The following is a 20572-nucleotide window of genomic DNA, read 5'->3' on the forward strand; positions in this document are numbered from 1 at the left end:
AATCAAAAACTACGGGCGTAGGGAACGCCCCGCGACTCGAAAGCTCGACGTCGGGGTAGCGGCTGAACGAACATTTGGTTACGTGGGCGCCCCGGCTTCGCGTTCCTGCACCGTTGCCTGCCCATCGGCGGTGACGCTGATTAGGCGCTGAGCTTGCCGCGACACCCGCATGAGCAGTTCGGGTGCGATGACCGACGCCGAACCCGCCACCGCGGCGGCCAGCAGCGCCTGCCCCCAGGCCAACGGGCCCACCGGGGTGCAACCGAACAGGTGACTGAGGCCCGGGGTGGTCACCACCACCGCGAGCACCCCGAAGGACCCGACCGTGGTCAGCACCACCAGCGGGCCGTGCGAGTCGGCCACGGTCTGCGTGAGTTGCGTGCCGACCAAACCGATCAGCGCGACCGTCGCCGCCCGGCGCCGGGTGCCGGTCGCGCTGGCCATCAGCCACGCCAGCATGGCGCCGGTCGTGGTGGAGGCGCCGCGTATCCCGATCGCTCGCCACATGGCCGCCTCGTCGCGTTCCACCTCGACGTTGCTGGTTTGGGGACTGACGGCCAACGCCGCCGCCGGCAGCGCATCGGTAAGCATGTTGACCAGCAGCATCTGCCGCGCATTGAACACCGAGCGGCCGGTCAGCAGCGTGGTGATTAGCGCGAACGACACCTCGCCGAGGTTGCCGCCCAACAGCACCGAGACCGCCGAATGCACGCGACGCCACAGCTGTTGGCCTTCGTCGAGAGCCTCCAGCAGCGCGTCGATCCGTCCGTCCAACAGCACCACATCGGCCGCCGTCCGGGCCGCATCGCTGCCGCGGGCGGCCATCCCGATACCCACGCTGGCCGCTCGGATCGCGGCGGCGTCGTTGACCCCGTCGCCGACCATCGCGGTAACCAGCCCGGCGCGCTCGAGAGCCTGCACCACCTCCACCTTGTGTTCGGGCGACATCCGGGCAAAGACCAGCCGTGATGCGACCACCGTGGCCCGCTGGTCGGCCGACAGCGCTTCCCATTCGGCGCCGGTGATCACCTCGGAGTCGGTGACGTCCAGTCCGAGCTCCTGGGCGGTTGCGGTGGCGGTGGCGGGGTGGTCGCCGGTGATCAGACGGACCCCGATATCGCGGTCGGCGAGCCCATTGAGCACGGACTGGGCCGTCGGCCGGGGAGTGTCGGCCAGGCCCAGCAGACCGACCGGCGTGAGTTCGGACTGGCACAGGGATTCCAGCAGATCGGGATCGGCGGCGGCCGCGGTGGCTTGCTCGGGGCGCAGCTGACGCTCGGCCACCGCCAGCACCCGCAGGCCACCGGTGGCCATCTCGTCGATCTGCTTGGTGAAGGGGTCCGCGGCGGCCTCGGGGGCCCGCCGCAGCGCCGCCGAGAGCACCTCCGGTGAGCCCTTGATGGTCAGTCGGGTCCCGGCCAGGGCGGCGGCAAACGGGCGGCCCGACTGGAACGGCAGGAACGCGTCACGGGAGAGCCGCGGTTGCGGCTGGGAACCGTCGCCGCGAACCGCGGGGTCGTCGGCGGCCTGGAATATCGCGTCGTCGGTGGCATGCTCAACCCGGTGGGTGTGTCTGGAGTAGGTGCTGCTCAGCGCGGCATCCAACACCTGCCCCGGGGTGAAACCCGGCGCCGGGCGCACCGTTTTGACCTTCAGCCGGTTCTCGCTCAGCGTTCCGGTTTTGTCGAAGCACACCACGTTCAACCGGGCGAGCGCTTCGATCGAGTGGGCATTGCGGATCAGCACGGATTCGCCGGTGAGCCGGCGCGCCGCAGCGAGCTGGGCCAGCGTCACCACCAGCGTCAAGCCTTCCGGCACTGCCGCGACGACCAGGGTGACCGCACTGGCCACCGCCTCTCGCAGCGGAGTGCCGCGCGACATGCTGAGCAGCCCGACCAGGCCCCCGCTGGCGACGCTGAACGGCAACGCGCGCCGGGTGATTCGGCTCAACTGCCGCTGCAGGCCGATTTCCCGGGACTTGCGCGGGGCCATCGCCAGCGCCCGGCGCATCTCCGAACGCGAACCGACTGCGGTGACCACGGCCACCGCCGTGCCCGCCACCATCGTGGTGCCGGCATAGAGCATGCAGGCCCGCTCGGCCAGCGGGGCGCCCGGGGTGGGCTCGGTCTGCTTGGAGACCGGCAGCGACTCGCCGGTCAACGTCGACTCATCGACCTCGACACTGGATGCGTGCAACAGCCGGGCGTCGGCGGGCACCACCTCGTCGGCGTGGACTTCGATGATGTCGCCCGGACGCAGCCGCTTGGCCGGAACCTTCTCGCGGCGCTGGTCGTCGAGCGGGCCAAGTCGTCGCCGCGCGGGTGGATCCTGCACTGCCAGTAAGCGATTCAGGATGCGCTCGGCGTGCAGTTGCTGCTCGGCCGACAGCGCGGCATTGAGCAACAGCACACTGCTGACCAGGAAGGCATCCAGCGGAGAACCCAGCAATGCGCTGGCGGCGGCGCCGGTGACCAGCATCGGGGTGATCGGATCGGACAGATCGTCGCGCATCTCGGCGGCGAAATCACGAACCAGGCGCAACGATGCTGCGGTGCCGCGGTGCACCATCCGAATCGGCGGCAACTTCTCCCATCGGTTCTCCGCGTCACGACGGTCTTCTTCGGCCGGACGCGGCAGCAGCCGCCGCACCTCCGCGATGGGCAGGCTGTGCCAGTCGTGGCCGGCTTCGGGCTCCGGCACCGTATCGTGAAAAACCTTGGTGCCCGAGCGGAATCCCAGATACAGGCTGACCGCCATGCCGACATTGACCGACGCCGAACCGCGCCCCGGCACACTGGGAATCAGCATCAGCGCGCCGATCGCCGAAGCCGACGCCGACAGGCGGATGGCGCTGTCGGTGGCGGTGCGCGCCGCCGGCAGCGCGTGCAGCACCCGCCAGGCGCCGGTCAGGTCCGAAACCAGGACATCGGCGCCCCACGGCGGCGGATGGCGCGCCCGGAGCACCCCGATGGTGACGTCGGACCGGTGCTCGGCCTGCAGCGCCGAGGTGGTCAACAGCGCCACCGTGGCCCCACCGGCTTTCAGCTCGGCAAGCGCGGCCGCCATCGCATCGTCGATCGACTCGGCCGAGGGATAAAGATGGTCGAATCCTTGCGCCAGAGAACGTAATCCGTCATCCTCCAGGGAAAAGACCCGAGGGCGCGCGCGGCGTGCTTCGGTGATCACCGCGGCCGCGTATGGGTCGCGAACGGGGCTGATCAGGGCCCGGCCGGTCCGCCCGGCTCCCGGGATGTCAGCCAGGTGGTGCCATCCGGGGGCCAGCCGTTGGTCGTCGAGGGCGGCCGCGACCGCCTCCCAGGCCTTGCCGCGCGCCGAATTCTGTACTCCCAAGACGCGGCTGACCGTCAACTCGTCGGTGTAGAGGGCGCGCGGATCGATCATGATCGCGTCGACCCGGTCGAGTGCCCGCAGGGCGCGGGGGCGCAGCACCAGCGCGTCGTGCTGGGAGGTCAGGCCGTTGCTCAATGCGCAGCCGAACGCTTCGCGCACGGTGCGCAACGGCTTTGGGACCGCGGCCAGGGCGGCGGCGCCGGCCGCGTCCGGGTTACGTGACAACAGCCCGACCACGGCGGCGGCGCCGAGACCGGTCAAACCGATCCGGTTGGCGTAGCGTTCCGCGGGTCCATCGGGCGGACTCGAGATGCGCTTTGGTGTTGCCGCGGTAGCGTCCGGGGTGGCGTAGCTGCCCAGGCGCGGCTCGTGCCGAAACCAGGTGGACCGGCCGTTCCACGCCTCGGCGGCGAGCATCGCCCGGGTGGCGGCTTCGGCGGCGGCGGCCGTCGGCGACAGCGTCAATGCGGCCGTGGTGGCATTGACGACGCCGAACAGGACGTCGGTGCCCTCCGGCCCGAGCCGCTTTTCCAGTTCACGCCGTAGCCGGGGAAGGTGGTCTATCAGCGTCGGGGGTACCGCGACCAAGTCGGGCAATCGGGGCAGCCGCAGCAGGCTGCCGGTCAGCGAAAGGCCAAGGCCCATGGTGGCGGCCCCGGCCGCGATCATGCGGCCCATCAGCACCACGTCGTCGCCCGGCAGGCCGGTCGGCTGCTGCCCGGTTGTCCGGGTCCGATGGCGCCCCTCGGCAGCGGCGACGATCCGGCACAGTTGCGCCGTCGAGGGCCCCTCGGCCTCGGCATCCAACGTGACCACCAGCCGTGCCAGGGTGCGATTGAGGAATGCGGTGTGCACGCCCGGTGTCTGGCGCACGGCCGCCAGTACGTCGCCGGCGATGGCCGCGGCGTCGTCGCCGCTCAAGCCGCGCACCTCGATCCAGCGCCGCCGACCATTGGTGCTGCAGCGCCGTGCCGGTGGGCCGCCCATCGCCTCGACCGCCACGGCCGCCGCCGCCCGGGCCAAGGCCGGCACATCGGGGGTGGCGCGGACCAAGGACTTTCCGATGCTGGCCGCAACGTTGCCGCCCAGCAGAGCCGTGCTGCCGGCGGTGGCCGCCAGCAGGGCTCCCGCCCGCAGCGGCGCCGTCACCAGGCCGAAACCGGGCAGATACCGCGTGATCGAGTTGTTCACGTTACCTAGCACCGATTCCCGATTGGTCTGTCAAGAACTTCCGAGCGGTCTGGCAGCCTCCCCGGTCGCACCACACTCGAATGCGTTAGCGCCGCTGCTCTCACTGGGAACACTAGTCGGGCGCGACGACATGCGCAGGAGCCATTCAGGCCCGGATCCGCGGGTCTTTCGTCACTAGCGCAAGTCGCGCGACGGTGACCGCGCGGGTTGAAAAATTTGGCTCGCAATCTCATGTCTGCGGGCGCCGCCTGGTCCATGATGGCCCTGTCGACTCCGCGGTGGCACTACCCGGAAATTCACGCCTAGAGAGGTTCTACCCATGCGGACCGCCTACCACGAGCAGCTCGCCGATCTGGCCGCGCGACTAGGAGAGATGTGTGGCATGGCCGGGTTGGCGATGAAGCGTGCGACCCAAGCCCTGTTGGAGGCCGATGCGGTGGCCGCCGACCAGGTGATCGCCGACCACGAGCAGATCGTGGCGATGCGCGCGAAAATCGAAAAAGACGCGTTGGCGTTGCTGGCGTTGCAGCAGCCGGTGGCCAGCGAGTTGCGGTCGGTCTTCAGCGCCGCGCAGATCATCGCCGATACCGAGCGGATGGGTGCGCTGGCGGTACACATCGCCAAGATCGCCCAGGTGGAGTATCCCAAGCAGGTGCTTCCCGAGGGAGTCCGCGGCTGCTTCGCCGAGATGGCCAAGGTGGCAATCGCGTTGGGGGACAGCGCAAAACAGGTGCTGCTGACCCGTGACCCGAAGAAGGCCGCGTTGCTGCACGACCAAGATGATGCGATGGACGATCTGCATCGGCGCCTGCTCGGTGTGCTGATTGACCAGGAATGGAAATACGGGGTCGCCACGGGTGTGGAAACCGCACTGCTGGCCCGTTTCTACGAACGCTTCGCCGACCATGCGGTGGAGGTCGGGCGCCGCGTCATCTTCATGGTTACCGGGGTACTGCCTTCCGAGGACGAGATATCCACGTATTAGGTCGGCGCGCCGCATCTGCTCTGGGCTGACAAGATGACCTCGTGCAGGTAGCGCCGAGTGTCCGGGGCCGCGTGTGGCGGTCTGGGCAGCTCCAGGATGAGTTCGATTTCGACAAGATCGCTGAGTACCTCAGCGAGGAGAACACCCTGGTCTGGGCCGATTTGTGCAATCCGGACCATGACACGTTGAGCGACCTGGCCGAAAAACTCCGCCTGAACCACTGGGCCGTCGAAGACGCGGTGGCGGCGGCGGAGCGGGTCAAGTCGACCGCCTATGTGACCCACACCTTCTTCACCGTCTAAGACGCCGGTGTGGTCGGCGGCCTGGGCGAAGACACTGCGCCGATGTTGTCGATGCGCCGGATTTCGGCGTTCGTGCTCGAGGGGTTGATCACCGTGCGGCTGACGCCGGATTTCGACATCACCCAAGTCACCCGGCGCTGGGATGAGATCGGCGGGCAACAGTACGGCGTGGGTGCATTGGTGCACGGTTTGCTTGACGTGGTGGTCGACAGTCACTTCGCGGCGGTGGAAGCCCTCGATGACTGCATCGAGGCGATCGAAGATGAATTGTTCGAAAACAACTCGCCACGGGGGAGCTTTCAGCGCCGAACCTTTCAGATCCGCAGAGACCTGGTCAACCTGCGGCGCATCGCGCTACCGATGCGCGAAGTGGTCAACTCCCTGCAGCATCACCGCCTGCACGTTGAGGCCGCCCGGGAACTCGACCCGCTCTACGCCGATCTGTATGACCACGTGCTTCGGGTTTCGGAGTGGACAGAGTCGTTACGCGACATGATCTCAACCATTTTCGAAACCAACCTCTCGCTGCAGGACGCCCGGCTCAACGCCGTCATGAAGAAGCTGACCGGATGGGCGGCCATCATCGCGGTGCCAACCGCGATCACGGGCTTCTACGGCCAGAACGTTCCCTACCCGGGCTTCGGAACGCTAGCGGGTTTCCTCGCCAGTACCAGCGTGATCGTGGTCCTGATGGCGTTGCTCTACGTGATGTTCCGCCGTCGCGACTGGCTCTGATCCCGAATCACATGCGGGACATGGTGTTTTGCGTTCAAGGGCGCGCCCAGCACCAGTCCGTCCGGCATTTGGGTGAATGAACCCAAGGAGTCCGCAGCGCCAACCCCGGACGCGACGGCGCAAACTTTGCCGTTAGGGCCCCTATGCTCGGCTGGGTCGGTAGTCTCCCACCGGCGACGTCGCCACCCGGCTAGGAGGACCGCTGTGAAGCCCGCACCGCTGCGCGTCCGCGACGCTTTGGGGCCGGCGCGGGTACGACTGCACGGTGGGCCGGTGCTGGCCGAGCTGAGCGAACGGTTCGGCGCGGCCGCCCGCGCAAAGGTGCTGGCCGGCGAGGTGGTCGACGCGGCAGGCGCCATCGTCGATACCGCGACGGTGGCGGAGCCCGGATCGCATGTGTACCTCTACCGTGATCTTCCCGAAGAAGTGCCGGTGCCCTTCGAGATGCCGGTGCTCCACCAGGACGAGGACATCGTGGTCGCCGACAAGCCGCACTTTCTGGCGACCATGCCGCGGGGTCGCCACGTCGCGCAAACCGCGCTGGTGCGGTTGCGCTGCGAGCTCGGGTTGCCCGAGCTGAGCCCGGCGCACCGGCTCGATCGGCTGACGGCCGGGGTGTTGCTGTTCACCACCCGGCGCGAGTTGCGCGGGCGATATCAGACGCTGTTTGCCCGGGGTGCGGTACGCAAAGACCTACCTGGCCCGGGCCGCGGTCGATGCTGACCTGGCATTCCCGCGGGTTATCCGCAGCCGCATCGTCAAGCGGCGGGGCCACTTGCAGGCGGTCTGCGAGCCCGGTGAGCCCAATGCGGAAACGCTGGTGGAGCTGATCTCACCCGAGGGCCTGTACCGGTTGACCCCGCGGACCGGGCGCACCCACCAGCTGCGGGTGCACATGGCCTCGCTTGGCCTGCCGATCTTCGGGGATCCCCTGTACCCCAACGTGATACCCGAGTCGCCACATGACCTTAGCGACTTCAGCTCGCCGCTGAGCCTGCTGGCTCAGCGCATCGAGTTCGAGGATCCGCTGTCCGGCTCGCGCCGCGAGTTCGTCAGTCCCCGAGAAATATGAGCCAACCACCGGGAGTGCCTCATGAGTGAAGAAAACACACTGGTCATCGTCGCCGGGTACCAGGATCTGGATGCGGCTCAACACGATTTCGAGAATCTGACCGGTCGGGCCAACGCCAAGACTCTGCCGCTGCAAGGCGCGGTGCTGGTCGGCAAGGACAATGAGGGCAATCCCGTCCTGATCGATACCGGCAACCGTCTCGGCCGCCGTGGTGCCGCCTGGGGGGCCGGCGCGGGGCTGGCGGTCGGCGTCTTCTCGCCGGCGCTGCTGGCGTCGACGGCGGTGGGTGCGGCGGCCGGCGCGCTGGCGGGCACCTTCATCCAGCACCGGGTCAAGAGCGGCCTGGCCGACAAGATCGGGCAGGCGTTGTCGGCGGGCAGCGCGGTGGTCATCGCCGTGACGCCGGCGCAGGGCCGGTTGCCGGTGGAGCAGACGTTGTCGGGCTCGCCGATGAAATCGGTTGCCGAATTGAGCCGGTCGACGATGCGGAGCCTGGGTGCGGCGCTGCAGGAAGCGATGGGCAAGTTCAATCCGGACCGCACCAAACTGCCGATCCCGCAGCGCAGCTTCGGTGGCACCATCGGCCGCACCATGGCGGAGTCGGTCGGCGACTGGACGATCGTCGCGGGCGCCAACGCCCCCGACGATGCACCCAACGTGCTCATCGTGCTCATCGACGACGCCGGATTCGGGGGACCGGATACCTTCGGAGGCGGCATCAGAACTCCGACGCTGTCGCGGGTGGCGAACAATGGTCTGGCCTACAACCGCTTTCATCTCACCGCGATCTGCTCGCCGACTCGTGCCGCGCTACTGACCGGCCGCAACCATCACCGGGTCGGCTTTGGATCGGTGTGCGAGTTGCCCGGCCCCTACCCCGGCTATTCGACGGTCAAGCCGCGCAGCTGCGCAGCGCTACCGCGTATCCTGCGCGACAACGGTTATGTGACCGGCGCTTTCGGTAAATGGCATCTGACCCCGGACAACGTTCAGGGAGCGGCGGGTCCATTCGACAACTGGCCGCTGGGTTGGGGGTTTGACCATTTCTGGGGATTCCCGTCGGGTGCGGCCGGCCAGTATGACCCGATCATCACCCAGGACAACTCCGTGCTGGGCATACCGCAGGGGGACGACGGGAAGCCCTATTTCTTCCCCGACGACCTCACCGACAAGGCCATCGAGTGGCTGCACACCGTACGGGCGCAGAACGCGACCAAGCCGTGGCTGTTGTACTACTCGACCGGCGCCACACATGCACCGCACCACGTGTTCAAAGAGTGGGCCGACAAATACCAGGGCCAGTTCGACGAGGGCTGGGATGTGTATCGGCAAAAGACATTCGAGCGCCAGAAGGAGCTCGGGATCATTCCGCCCGACGCCGAACTGACCGAGCGTCCCGACCTGTTCCCGGCCTGGGACAGCTTGTCGGAGGCGCAACAGAAGCTCTTCGCCCGACAGATGGAAGTGTTCGCCGGGTTCTCCGAGAACGCGGACTGGAACGTGGGCAGGCTGCTCGACGCGATCGACGGTCTCGGTGAATCGGACAACACGCTGGTCTTCTACATCTGGGGCGACAACGGCGCCAGCATGGAGGGCGCCAACACCGGATCGTTCAACGAGATGACGTTCCTCAACGGCCTGGATCTCGATGCCGAGCGGCAGCTGGAGCTCATCGAACAATACGGTGGCATCGAGGCGCTCGGCGACGAGTTCACCGCACCGCATTTCGCCAGCGCGTGGGCGCACGCCAACAACACGCCGTTCCAGTGGGGCAAGCAGATGGCCAGCCACCTCGGCGGCACCCGGGGCCCGATGGTGGTCTGCTGGCCCAGCCGGATCCCGCGCGAAGGCGGTATTCGAAGCCAGTTCACCCACTGCATCGATATCGCGCCAACTGTGTTGCAGGCCATCGGCTTACCGGAGCCCACCAGTGTCGATGGCTTCGAGCAGGAACCGATGGACGGCACCAGCTTCGTGCACACCTTCGATGACGCGCAGGCCGAAGAACGTCATACCGTGCAGTACTTCGAAAACTTCGGCAGCCGCTCCATCTACCAGGACGGCTGGTGGGCGTGTGCCCGGCTGGACAAGGCGCCGTGGGACCTGTCTCCGCAGACCATGGCGCGCTTTTCGCCCGGCAACTACGACCCGGAGAAGGATGTCTGGGAGCTCTACTACCTGCCCGACGATTTCTCTCAGGCCAGAAATGTGGCGGCCGAGCATCCGGACAAACTGGCCGAGCTACGTGAGCTGTGGTGGCAGGAAGCCGAACGCAATCGGGTGCTGCCGCTGCTGGGCGGGCTCGCGGTGATGTACGGCGAGCTACCGCCGCTGCCCACCATCACCCGGTTCGCCTTCCAGGGCGGCGTGCAGAACATCCAGCGTGGCATGGTGCCGCGCGTCTTCGGGCGCTCCTACGCGATCGAAGCACGGCTGCACATCCCCGATGGCGGTGCCGAAGGAGTGATCGTGGCCAACGCCGACTTCATGGGTGGGTTCGCGTTATGGGTAGACGAACAGCGGCGGTTGCACCACACCTATTCGTTCCTCGGCATCGAGACCTACCGGCAGGTGTCCACCGAACCCGTCCCCACCGGCGATGTCACGGTCCGGATGTTGTTCGAATCCGAAGCGCCCGTGGTCGGCTCCGGTGGCCGGGTGACGTTGTGGGCCAACGACCGTCTGATCGGCGAGGGCGAGTTGCCGCAAACCGTGACGCTGGCCTTCACGTCCTATGCCGGGCTGGATGTCGGTCGCGACAACGGTCTGGTCGTCGACCGGGACTACGAGGACAAGGCGCTGTACATGTTCAGCGGCACGGTAAAAGAGGTCGTCTTCGACCTCAAACCCGTCCATCCTGACGCGGAGAAGGCGTTGCATGAGCATGCCTCGATCCAAGCCGTGGGTCAGGGTGCTGCCGGCTAGCCCGAGACGCTCGCCCGACGCTTAGGCCTGGGAGTGATGCCTGGGGCAGTACGCGGCAATGTTCACGCCGACGAAGTAGCCGGCACGGTAGCCGTCCAGGCTGCTGCTGGCCGCCACGTCACCAGCGACATCGGACTTCTGCCTGCCGGAATCGAGCGCATTGCACACCTGGTGACCGGCCATGATCGCGGCTTGTGGCGATGCGAAGTTGATGCCGTGGGACCTCACGGCGTTCAAGAAGGCGTCATCCACCGCATCGGCGTGCGCGGTCGCGGTGGCCAACTCCGTGAGCCCGACCAGCGCGACCACCAAGACCAGGGCACGCGTTCTGCTGCTCCTCATTGCTGGAACCTCCCCGCCGAGAAGAGCCCTTCGGCCCTCGGCCGCCATACCCGCAACAGGTTGTAGTTGGCCATCCGGGCGCGGTGATGTCGGCCGTCTTTCGGGAGCGTGTACCGGTCGCAAACTGTGGCTGAATTTGCGAATGCGGCCCTGTTGCGGCTTCGCCGGAGCCGATCTTTGCATCGGAGATCTTGTTACGATGCGTCTGGCTGGCCGCGACCATGCCGACGGCGATCATTTCATCGTTGCAAGGAATTGAAGTGAGATTCAATCGATTTGGCGCCGCGGTGAGTGTATTGGCCCTCGGCGCATCGATACTTTCGGGATGTTCGGGTGACAACAACGTCGCCGGCAAAAGCGCGGCGCCGGGAACCACTTCGGCGCAAGTGACCTGCGGCGGCAAGCGGACTCTGGCGGCCAGTGGTTCCACCGCCCAGGAAAACGCCATGATCCGGTTTGTCCGTTCCTTCGAGCAAGCCTGCCCCGGTCAGTCGTTGAACTACACGGCCAACGGCTCAAGCGCCGGGATTAGCGAATTCATCCGCGGCCAGACCGATTTCGGGGGCTCGGATTCGCCGCTGAACAGCGACGAGCACACCCAGGCCGAGCAACGCTGCGGCTCGCCCGTCTGGAATCTGCCACTGGTGTTCGGCCCGATTGCCATCGCCTACCGGGTCAACGGTCTGACATCGCTGAACCTGGACGGCCCCACCGCGGCCAGGATCTTCAACGGCAGCATCACCAACTGGCACGATCCCGCGATCGAAGCACTCAATCCGGGCGCCGACCTGCCCACCGAACCCATTCGCGTCGTCTTCCGCAGCGACGGGTCCGGCACCACGGACAACTTCCAGCGATACCTCGATAGCGCTTCCAACGGTGGGTGGGGCAAGCGTGCCGGCAAGCATTTCAACGGCGGCGTGGGGGAGGGCGCCAAGGGCAACGCCGGCGCCGCCGCCGTCGTCAGCAGCACCGAAGGAGCGATCAGCTATGTGGAATGGTCGTTCGCTCGTGAGCAGCATCTCGACATGGCCAAGATCATCACCTCGGCCGGGCCCGCTCCGGTAGCGATCAGCGAAGAGTCGGTGGGAAAGACGATTTCGGCTGCCTGGTTTGTCGGGGAGGACAACGATCTGGCTTTCGATACCCTCTCGTTCTACCGGCCAAACCAACCGGGCGCTTACCCGATCGTGCTGGCGACCTATGAGATCGTGTGCTCGAAGTACCCCGATGCGCAGGTCGCAATGGCTGTCAAAGCGTTTCTGCAGAGCTCGGTCGGTGCCGGCCAGAATGCCCTTGCGGGCACCGGATACGTGCCGATTCCCGACGAATTCAAGTCGCGATTGTCGCGCGCCGTCAGTGCCATCGCCTGACGGTGACGCGCAATGTTCCAAGGCATTTCCCGCCGTCGTCAACGCGATGTTCCGGAAAATTTTCTCGCGTAGTCAAGGTGATGTCATGGACTTCATCGCGATGCCCCCGGAGATGACCTCGGCGTTGATCCACTCGGGGCCCGGTCCCGAATCACTGATTGAGGCCGCCGATGCGTGGCAGCGGCTGGGCGCCGATTTGGAGGAATCCGTTCGCGCTCACGATCCGGTGTTGTCCGTGTTGACCGATGTCTGGCGCGGCCCGTCCTCGGCGGCGATGGTTGGGGCCATCAGCCCGTATCTCACCTGGCTGCGAGCCACTGCCCAACAGTGCCCGCAACTGGCGGCATCGGCGCAGGTCGCCGCGGCCGCATTTGGCTCCACGCTGGCGACCGTGGTGCACCCCTCGGAGGTCAGGGCCAACCGGATTGCGCTGGCGCAGTTGTTGGCCACCAACCGACTGGGCCGAAACCTTGCGGCCATCGCCGAGACCGAAGCCCAGTACGAGGGCATGTGGGTGAACAACTCTGCGGCCATGTGTCGCTACGAGGCGGCCTCGGTACAAGCTGTCGCATTACCGCAGTTCTCTTCGCCGCTGTCGACGCCCGATCTGACCGGCCCGGCCACTCGAGCCAACGTGGCCGCGGCGGCCGCGGCTCCCGTTGCGGCCGCCTCCCCGCTTGATGTATTGCAGTCGCTGACCTCTATCGATCCCAACAGCGGCTGGTTTGGATTGGCCAACACCTATGCCAATCAATTTGTGTCGTCCGGTTTTCCGGTCAACCTGCTCAGCTACCTGGCGCAGAACACCTCGGCGCAGGCGTTGACGTCGGTGGCCCCCGACATCGCCGAGGGACTGTCGGAAGGTGAGTCGGCGCTGGGGGAGTCGGCGGCCACCTTGTCCAGCGCTGTGGAAGGTGTCGGCGCCGCGGCGGCGCCGACGGCCGCGTTGGGGGTCGGCATGCCGATAGGCAACCTCACCGCACCACCCGCTGCGGCCGGGCTGTTGCCAGCCGCCCAGACGCCGGTGCAACTCGCGTCGGTGGCATCACCGCTCGGGACCGCGGAGTCCGGGTTTCCGATGCTGCCACCGCTGATGCCACCGCCGATCTCGGCGGGCAGCGGTTGGCGCAAGCGCAAGCAGCAGAAGTACGAAGACCTCGAATACGGCCTGGAACTCAAGGGGACGTTCATGCCCCGACCGCCATCGGCGGGCTGAACGGCGGGGAGGCCGTCAAGCACGTTGGGGCAGCGGTCGGTAACTTTGCGTCATGCTCGGGGTGCGCTGGCTATCACTGCTGGTTCTGGCGCTATGCCTGGTGGGGTGCGGTGAACAACAAACCTCGGTGCCCCGCGCGCGAAACGAGGCCGGAATGTTTGCGTTCGGCGGTCTCAAGCGGACCTACATCCTGCACGTGCCGCCCGGTCCGCCGACTGGGCTGGTACTCAATCTGCACGGTGGCGGCTCCAGCGGCGCCGGACAGCAACGCCTCACCGACTTCGACTCCGCGGCCGACGCGAACAACTTGCTGGTGGTGTATCCCAACGGCTACGACAAGAGCTGGGCCGACGGGCGGGGGGCCGCACCGGCCGACCGGCGCCACCTCGATGACATCGGCTTCCTGGTGGCCCTAGTGGGCAAGGTACAGAAGGACTTTGGGGTGCCGGCCGGGCACGTCTTCGCCACCGGGATGTCCAACGGGGGATTCATGTCCAACCGCCTGGCGTGTGACCGCGCGGACGTATTCGCGGCGATCGCTCCGATCGCCGGCACGCTGGGCGTGGGTGTGCCGTGCAATCCGTCCCGCCCGGTGTCGGTGTTGGCGGCGCACGGTACCGCAGATCGGGTGGTGCCCTTCAAGGGAGGCAAGGTGCGCGGGCGCGGCGGGCTCAGCCGCGCCATCTCGGCCGCGAGCATGATCGAGCGCTGGCGGGCAGTCGATGAGTGCCAAGGCAAACCAGCGGTAGCAGAGTTGCCCGAAGCCGGGGATTCAACGGTGGTGCTGCGCTTCGATTCCACCGCGTGCGCCCCCGGCACGGAAGTGATCTTCTACCAGATCGGCAACGGCGGGCACACCTGGCCGGGCAGCAGGCAGTACCTGCCCAAGCCGGTCATCGGGGCCACCACCCGCGCATTCGACGGGTCGGAGGCGATTGTCCAATTCTTCGTGACCCACGCCCGCGAGTAGCTGGGATCGCCGGCTCAGCGTTGGCAGGCCGGGCACCAGTACCGCACCCGCTCGCTGGAGCCGTCAGGCCCTTGGCGCTCGATGCCGGTCGCGCAGCGCCGGCATGGCTGACCGGCCCTGCCGTAGACCCACAACTGCCGACCGGCGCGGGTGTCGCCGGTGGTGGTGCGGTTCCAGCGCAGCCGGTTGGCCCACAGCATTTCTCGAGCGCGGGTAACCAGGCGCAGCGGCTTGGCAACGTCGCTGACCGGCGCGGTTGGCAGGTGTCCGCTGACGAAGCACAGCTCGTTGCAGTAAATGTTGCCGATCCCGGCCAGCACCCGTTGATCGAGCAGTGCCTCGGCGATGCAACGATGCGGGTCGGCGGCCAGGTTGGCGGCCGCGATGTGTGGATCCCAGTCCTCACCCAGCAGATCGGGCCCCAGATGCGCGACGACGGCGCCCTCGTTGTCGCGCTCCAGCAGCTCCAGCACGCCCAGGTCAACGCCCACTGCCCGGATATCGTTGGCTTCCAGGATGATTCGTGCGTGGTGGTCTACCCGCGGCGGCCGGTCGCCGACTCGCCAGCTGCCGTCCATCTTCAGATGGGAGTGAATGCTGACCAGAGCGGTCCGGATGAACAGATGCTTGCCGCGGCTTTGCACCTCCTCCACCACTTGCCCGGTCAGGTCCACGGTCGCGAACCGCGGCACCCGAATATCACAGCGGGTCAGCGTTTTTCCGGCCAGGTATTGACGCAGCCTGGCTGCGGTGTGCCAGACGGTGTCACCCTCGGGGATGGCTCACCGAAGCCGCAGACCGCGAGGCGTGCGTAGGAAGCCGGCATCGGCCAGGGCGGTGACCGCCAGGCTCGCCTGGCCGGCCCCGGCCTGTAGCACCGGCACTCCGTTGATTCGCTCGACCAATAGTGACCCGACCCGCCGGGTGGCGACCAGGTCGGCCAGCGCGATGGCCGCCGCAGCGTTGGCCTCGGGGTCGTCGGTGAAGGTCAGCAGCGTTCGCCCGCCTCGTTCGAGGAACCAGGCCAGGGCGCCATCCACCAGCACGACCAGTGCCCCGGCCTTGCGGCCTGGGCGGGCCCCGACGTTGGAACCGTCGTCGTCCGAAGTGGGCCACGGCAGCGCGGCGCCATAGGGGTTGGCCGGGTCGGCGGCGGCCAGCAGCACGGCCTGATATTGCGGACGCCGGCTGTCGGTGAAAGCGCTCGGATCGTCGAGGTAGCTGCGTAATCTGTCGACGGTGGCCGCGACGGCGAATTGCGCACCACCGAGCGACTCGACGAAGTAGCCGCGTTGGCATCGCCCGGCATCCTCAAACGCGCTCAACACCTTGTAGAGGGTCGCGAATCCGCCCGGAACACCTTCGGAGGCCACCGCACCCTTGGTCAGCACACCGTGTCGGTTCAGCAGCAGCTCGGCTTGGTAGTGGGCCCGCACCGTCGAGTCCGGCTCCGGCGGCGGCAGCAGCGACCAGCGGCCGGCCACGGTCGGGTCGACGGAACGGGGCTGGGCATGGGCGACGCTGTATCGGCTGAGCCGGGGTGGGCGGTGTCCGCGATGCGCGGGGGCGGAGCGTTTTCGGCTCCCCGGGCCGCCGCCACCGAGCAATGCCCGCACCGGCACGAACGTGTCGCCGCAGACCCGGCCGGCCCAGATCAGTTCCCACAGGGCGGCCTTGATCGCCGCCTCATCCGGTATGTCGCCGATGAGCTGGCGGAAGAAGTAGGCACCTCCGCCGGCCAGCGTGTCCAGGATCGCCCGGTGGGCTTCGCCGAACTCGATCTCGGCGGGTGCGGCCAGGGTCAACGGAGCCGAATCGGCAAGGTGCAGCGTCACCCAACCGTCACTGCCCGAAATGGATCCGGCGCCCGCCCAGGTGACTTCGCCGGTGGCAAGCAGCTCGTCGAGTATCGCCGGGGAATAGTCGCGCACCCGCGGGGCCAGCACCAGCGGTTCCAGCGCGGACGCGGGGATCCGCACGCCGGCGAGCTGATCGATCACCGATGCCAGCCGGTCAATGCCGCCGTGGCCCGAGTCGGCGCCGCCCACCTGGTGCCACTCCGGTAGGAAACGTCCGTAGGCAGCGGTGCTGACCGGCTCAACCTGGGCCCGCAGCGCGGCCAACGAACGGCGCCGCAAGATGCGCAATACCTCGGCATCGCACCACTGCTCGGACCCCGCGCCGCCAAAGACCCCGGTGGCGACGAAATCGCCACGCACCAAGCGCCCGTCGCTGGCCAGCCGGCCCAGTACATCGGCGGTCACCCGCAGCCCCAAGCCGAACCTGCCCGCGGCCTCGGCGGTGGTGAACGGCGGGTGGGTGCGTGCATAGCGGCCCAGCAGCTCGGCCAACGGGTCGGCCACCGCCTCGGTAAAGGCGGCCGGTAAGCCCACCGGAACCGCCGCGCCGACGCCGTCGCGCAGCCGGCCGATGTCCTCGACAGCCACCCACCAACTGTGGCCCGCGTAGGACACCTCCAGCGCGCGCCGCGCGGCACGCAGGCCCTCTAGCCAGCCGCCGATGTCGGTGCCGCCGGTGGTGTCGGACCGCGCCGCGACCTCGTCCTCGGTTAGTGGACCCAGCAGCCGCAGCAGATCCGCCACCCCTTCCGCGTCGCGGGCGGCCCGATCGGCGCACAGGTGCTGCAATTGGCCGCCGGTCGCGGCGATCACCTCGGGGTCCAGCAGCTCGCGCAGCTCGACGCGGCCGAGCAACTCGGCCAGCAGCGTGCTGTCCAGTGACAGTGCCGCGGCGCGGCGCTCGGCCAGCGGCACATCGCCCTCGTACATGAACGCGCCGACGTAGCCGAACAGCAGCGACGCCGCGAACGGCGAGGGCTTGGTGGTTTCGGTCTCGGCCACCCGAACCCGACGCTGGGCGATGTCGGTCATCAGGGTGGTCAGCGTCGGAACGTCATAGACATCCTGCAGACACTCGCGCACCGTTTCCAGCACCATCGGGAAGTCGGGGTACTTGCGCGCCACATCCAGCAGCTGCGCGGCGCGCTGGCGCTGGTGCCACAACGGTGACCGGCGGCCGGGATGGCGGCGGGGGAGCAGCAGCGCCCGGGCCGCCGACTCCCGGAATCGGGAGGCGAACAACGCCGAAGCGCCCACTTCGGCGGTCACGATCGCGTCGATCTCGTCGGCGTCGAAAAGGAACAGCTCGGCACCCGGGGGCGTTTCGGTGCCGGTGTCGGAAATGGTGTCGGGCAATCGAACCACGATGCCGTCATCGGAGGCCGTTGGCTTCTCGTCGAGGCCGTAGCGATCACGCAGTCGCCGGCCGACTGCCAGCGCTAGTGGGCCGTGCACCCGCAGGCCGTAGGGCGAGTGCAGGATTACCCGCCAGTCGCCGAGCTCGTCGCGGAAGCGCTCGACCAGCAGCGTGGTGTCGGTGGGTACCACCCGGGTCGCGGTCTTCTGGTCGTCGAGCAGTCCCCACAGGTTGTCCGTCGCGAAATCGTCGAAACCCAACCCCGCACAACGCTTGTCAAATTCCGCGCGGTCTAGCCGGGCCAACTCGCCGGTGAGCGCGCCCAGTGCGGCGCCCAGTTCGGCGGGGCGGCCGACATCGTCACCGCGCCAGAAGGGCAGCCGAGCGGGTTCGCCCGGAGCGGGTATCACCAGCACCCGGTCGTGGGTGATCTCGGTGATTCTCCAGCTGGTGGCACCCAGCGAGATCACGTCACCCGGCCGGGACTCGTAGACCATCTCCTCGTCGAGTTCGCCTACCCGAGAGGGCTTTTCCGCTTCGCTGGCCAGGTAGACGGTGAACAGGCCGCGGTCGGGGATGGCGCCGCCGGAGGTGACGGCCAGGCGCTGCGCCCCGGGGCGTGCGGTCAGCGTTCCGGTTCCGCGGTCGTAGACCAGTCGTGGGCGCAACTCGGCGAATTCGGTGGACGGATACTTGCCCGACAGCAGATCCAGCGTGGCCTCGAAGACGCTGCGCGGCAGGGTGGCGAAGGAAGCGCTGCGGCGCACGGTGTCGAACCATTGATCGGCGTCGAGCGGCTCCAGGGCGGCGGCGGCGACCGTGTGCTGGGCCAGGATGTCCAGCGGGTTGGCCGGCACCCGCATGGTCTCGATCTGGCCGGTGCGCATGCGCTGCACGCTGATCGCGCAGCCGAGTAGGTCGGTGCGGTGCTTGGGGAACAGCACCCCGCGGGAAACCTCGCCGACCTGGTGGCCGGCCCGCCCGATGCGTTGCAGGCCGCTGGCCACCGACGGCGGTGCTTCCACCTGAATCACCAGATCGACAGCCCCCATGTCGATCCCGAGTTCCAGGCTCGAGGTTGCCACCACCGCCTTGAGCGCTCCGCGTTTGAGGTCCTCCTCGACCTGGGCGCGCTGTTCCTTGCTGACCGAACCGTGGTGGGCCCGGGCCAGCAGGGGCGCAGCGCCGAAGGTCTGCCCACTGGCCATGATCTGGGCCGGGGCGCCGCCGGCGACCTGCGTGTTGGCCTCCGACGGGAGCGTCATGCCGGACCGCTCCGCGTGAATCTCGTTGAGCCGTGCGGTGAGCCGTTCGGCTAGTCGCCGCGAATTGGCAAACACGATGGTCGAGTTGTGCGACTCGATGAGGTCGACCAACCGAGACTCCACATCGGGCCAGATGGTGTTGTTCGCCAAGTTGGCCATGTCAGCCACCGGAACCTGCACCGCGAGGTCGAAGGTCTTGGCCGAATGCGGGGCGACGATGGTGGTCGGCGCCGATCCGGACAGGAACCGGGCGAGTTCCTCGGGCGGTCGTACGGTCGCCGATAGCCCGATGCGCTGCGCGGGGGGCCCGACGCGGCGATCGGGGGCCAGTTGGTCGAGTCGCTCCAGGGATAGCGCCAGGTGCGCTCCGCGCTTGGTGGCCGCGATCGCGTGGATCTCGTCGACGATGACGGTCTGCACCCCGGCCAACGTCTCGCGTGCGGCCGAGGTCAACATCAGAAACAGCGACTCCGGGGTGGTGATCAGCACGTCGGGCGGTCGCGTGATGAGTTGGCGGCGCACCGCCGGCGGTGTGTCCCCGGAGCGGACCCCGACGCTGATCTGCGGTGGGGGCAGACCCCGGCGTTCGGCAAGCCGGGTGAGCCCGGCCAGCGGCGTGCGCAGGTTGCGCTCCACATCGACCGCCAGGGCCTTCAGCGGCGATACGTAGAGCACCCGGGTGCCGGCCGTGCGGTCGGGGCAACGGGCCAGGCTGTCCAGGGCCCACAGGAACGCGGCGAGCGTCTTACCCGAGCCGGTCGGGGCGATCACCAACGTGTTGTCGCCGGCCGCGATGGCGGCCCAGGCGCTGGCCTGTGCTGGGGTGGGCGCGGCGAAGGTGTTGGTGAACCATTCGCGAGTGATCGCGCTGAACCGCCCCAGGGGTTCGGGGCCCAGGGGTTCGGGGCGCGCGGTGCTCACCTAGCCATGGTGCCAACGGGCACCGACAAAAACTATTGCGGCGTGTGTCGGGCGGTCGCCATCGCCTCGGCGAGCTCGCCGGGAATCTCGGGCACCCGCGCGATCGAGTCCAGCAGCGTGTGGGCACAGGCGTCGGCGAGGCGGTCGGCGTCGGTGCCGGGGTCCATGATCCGCTGGCGGCAGATTTCGAAGGTGAACGCCAACCAGCCGTAGATGATCACCCGCAGGTCACGCTCGACATGCTGGTCCAGCGCGGTGCTGCCCGGAATGCCGCTCACGACTTGGCCGATCCGGGTCATGATGTGTTCCATCTGGCGGTTCTTGGCCTCGTCATCGATGCCCAGCAGAACCGGATCGGAGCGTCCCAGGCCCACGTAGGCGGCCCAGGCGGCCTCCGGGTTGTGTTGGTGGTAGGCCATGTAGGCCAACACGCCGAGGCGGATCTCCTCGAACATCGTCATTCCGACGGGGGACTCGATGCTGGTGGCCTCGTAGAGCCGATCCGCCTCGTCCTTGACGACCGCCGCGAAGAACGCCCGTTTGTCCGGGAAGTAGTGATACATCAGCGCGCGCGAAGCCCCGGCGCGCTCCGCAATCTCATCGATGCGGACCTCGTCGTAAGGTCGCTTGCCGAAAACTTCCGCCCCCAGGGCGAGCAGTTCAGCGCGTCGATCCTCGGGGGATAACCGCCTTCTGGCTGTCGCCATG

At 67.8% G+C, this 20572-nt stretch carries 10 protein-coding genes and 2 pseudogenes; 7 read left to right on the plus strand and 5 right to left on the minus strand.

From position 1 onward, the window contains the following. Window positions 1–78: 78 nt before the first annotated feature. Window positions 79–4542, minus strand: a complete 4464-nt coding sequence (locus MPSD_RS06875) for a cation-translocating P-type ATPase (protein WP_086084684.1) — start codon at window positions 4540–4542, stop codon at window positions 79–81. A 319-nt stretch (window positions 4543–4861) separates the two neighbouring features. On the opposite strand from MPSD_RS06875, the gene phoU reads away from it, so the two are divergent. From phoU to MPSD_RS06895, 4 genes and pseudogenes are all read left to right on the plus strand, one after another. Then, window positions 4862–5527: a phosphate signaling complex protein PhoU gene (phoU, locus tag MPSD_RS06880; RefSeq protein ID WP_011740600.1), complete on the plus strand. Its 666-nt coding sequence runs from the start codon at window positions 4862–4864 to the stop codon at window positions 5525–5527. A 41-nt stretch (window positions 5528–5568) separates the two neighbouring features. After that, window positions 5569–6564, plus strand: a pseudogene (locus MPSD_RS06885) (magnesium transporter CorA family protein). Between the two features lie 204 nt (window positions 6565–6768). Next, window positions 6769–7636, plus strand: a pseudogene (locus tag MPSD_RS06890) (pseudouridine synthase). 21 nt (window positions 7637–7657) lie between these two features. Beyond that, a complete protein-coding gene (locus MPSD_RS06895) occupies window positions 7658–10561 on the plus strand; it encodes an arylsulfatase (protein ID WP_020788415.1) in 2904 nt (967 codons plus the stop codon). 21 nt (window positions 10562–10582) lie between these two features. On the opposite strand, the gene MPSD_RS06900 is transcribed toward MPSD_RS06895, so the two are convergent. Next, window positions 10583–10903: a DUF732 domain-containing protein gene (locus MPSD_RS06900; RefSeq protein ID WP_086084685.1), complete on the minus strand. Its 321-nt coding sequence runs from the start codon at window positions 10901–10903 to the stop codon at window positions 10583–10585. A 260-nt stretch (window positions 10904–11163) separates the two neighbouring features. Between MPSD_RS06900 and pstS the strand changes: the two genes are divergently transcribed. The 3 genes from pstS to MPSD_RS06915 all read left to right on the plus strand — a co-directional run bounded on the left by pstS (window position 11164) and on the right by MPSD_RS06915 (window position 14462). Beyond that, window positions 11164–12276 (plus strand): phosphate ABC transporter substrate-binding protein PstS, encoded by a 1113-nt coding sequence (gene pstS / locus MPSD_RS06905; RefSeq protein ID WP_036427483.1) that lies wholly within the window; start codon window positions 11164–11166, stop codon window positions 12274–12276. Window positions 12277–12361: 85 nt separating this feature from the next. Next, the gene (locus tag MPSD_RS06910) at window positions 12362–13492 is read left to right on the plus strand and encodes a PPE family protein (protein ID WP_020788413.1); all 1131 of its coding nucleotides are present in this window, start codon (window positions 12362–12364) and stop codon (window positions 13490–13492) included. A 52-nt stretch (window positions 13493–13544) separates the two neighbouring features. Next, window positions 13545–14462 carry a CE1 family esterase gene (locus MPSD_RS06915; protein ID WP_012393114.1) on the plus strand — a complete coding sequence of 306 codons (918 nt, stop codon included), beginning with the start codon at window positions 13545–13547 and terminating at the stop codon, window positions 14460–14462. A 14-nt stretch (window positions 14463–14476) separates the two neighbouring features. Here MPSD_RS06915 and nei2 read toward each other — a convergent pair whose 3' ends face one another. From nei2 to MPSD_RS06930, 3 genes are read right to left on the minus strand one after another with little or no spacing between them, the layout of a single operon-like run. Further along, the gene (gene nei2, locus MPSD_RS06920; protein ID WP_036426867.1) at window positions 14477–15241 is read right to left on the minus strand and encodes an endonuclease VIII Nei2; all 765 of its coding nucleotides are present in this window, start codon (window positions 15239–15241) and stop codon (window positions 14477–14479) included. 3 nt (window positions 15242–15244) lie between these two features. Further along, a complete protein-coding gene (locus MPSD_RS06925; protein ID WP_020788411.1) occupies window positions 15245–19864 on the minus strand; it encodes an ATP-dependent helicase in 4620 nt (1539 codons plus the stop codon). Between the two features lie 32 nt (window positions 19865–19896). Then, complete coding sequence (locus tag MPSD_RS06930; RefSeq protein WP_020788410.1) at window positions 19897–20571, minus strand: TetR/AcrR family transcriptional regulator; 675 nt, start codon at window positions 20569–20571, stop codon at window positions 19897–19899. Window position 20572: the final 1 nt, after the last annotated feature.

The sequence above is a fragment of the Mycobacterium pseudoshottsii JCM 15466 genome (genome assembly GCF_003584745.1).
Classification (GTDB): domain Bacteria; phylum Actinomycetota; class Actinomycetes; order Mycobacteriales; family Mycobacteriaceae; genus Mycobacterium; species Mycobacterium marinum.

Coding starts and splice junctions, on each gene's coding strand:
- MPSD_RS06910 (WP_020788413.1), top strand. CDS start 12,362: ATGGACTTCATCGCGATGCCCCCGGAGATGACCTCGGCGTTGATCCAC.
- MPSD_RS06900 (WP_086084685.1), bottom strand. CDS start 10,903: ATGAGGAGCAGCAGAACGCGTGCCCTGGTCTTGGTGGTCGCGCTGGTC.
- MPSD_RS06915 (WP_012393114.1), top strand. CDS start 13,545: ATGCTCGGGGTGCGCTGGCTATCACTGCTGGTTCTGGCGCTATGCCTG.
- MPSD_RS06895 (WP_020788415.1), top strand. CDS start 7,658: ATGAGTGAAGAAAACACACTGGTCATCGTCGCCGGGTACCAGGATCTG.
- MPSD_RS06930 (WP_020788410.1), bottom strand. CDS start 20,571: ATGGCGACAGCCAGAAGGCGGTTATCCCCCGAGGATCGACGCGCTGAA.
- phoU (WP_011740600.1), top strand. CDS start 4,862: ATGCGGACCGCCTACCACGAGCAGCTCGCCGATCTGGCCGCGCGACTA.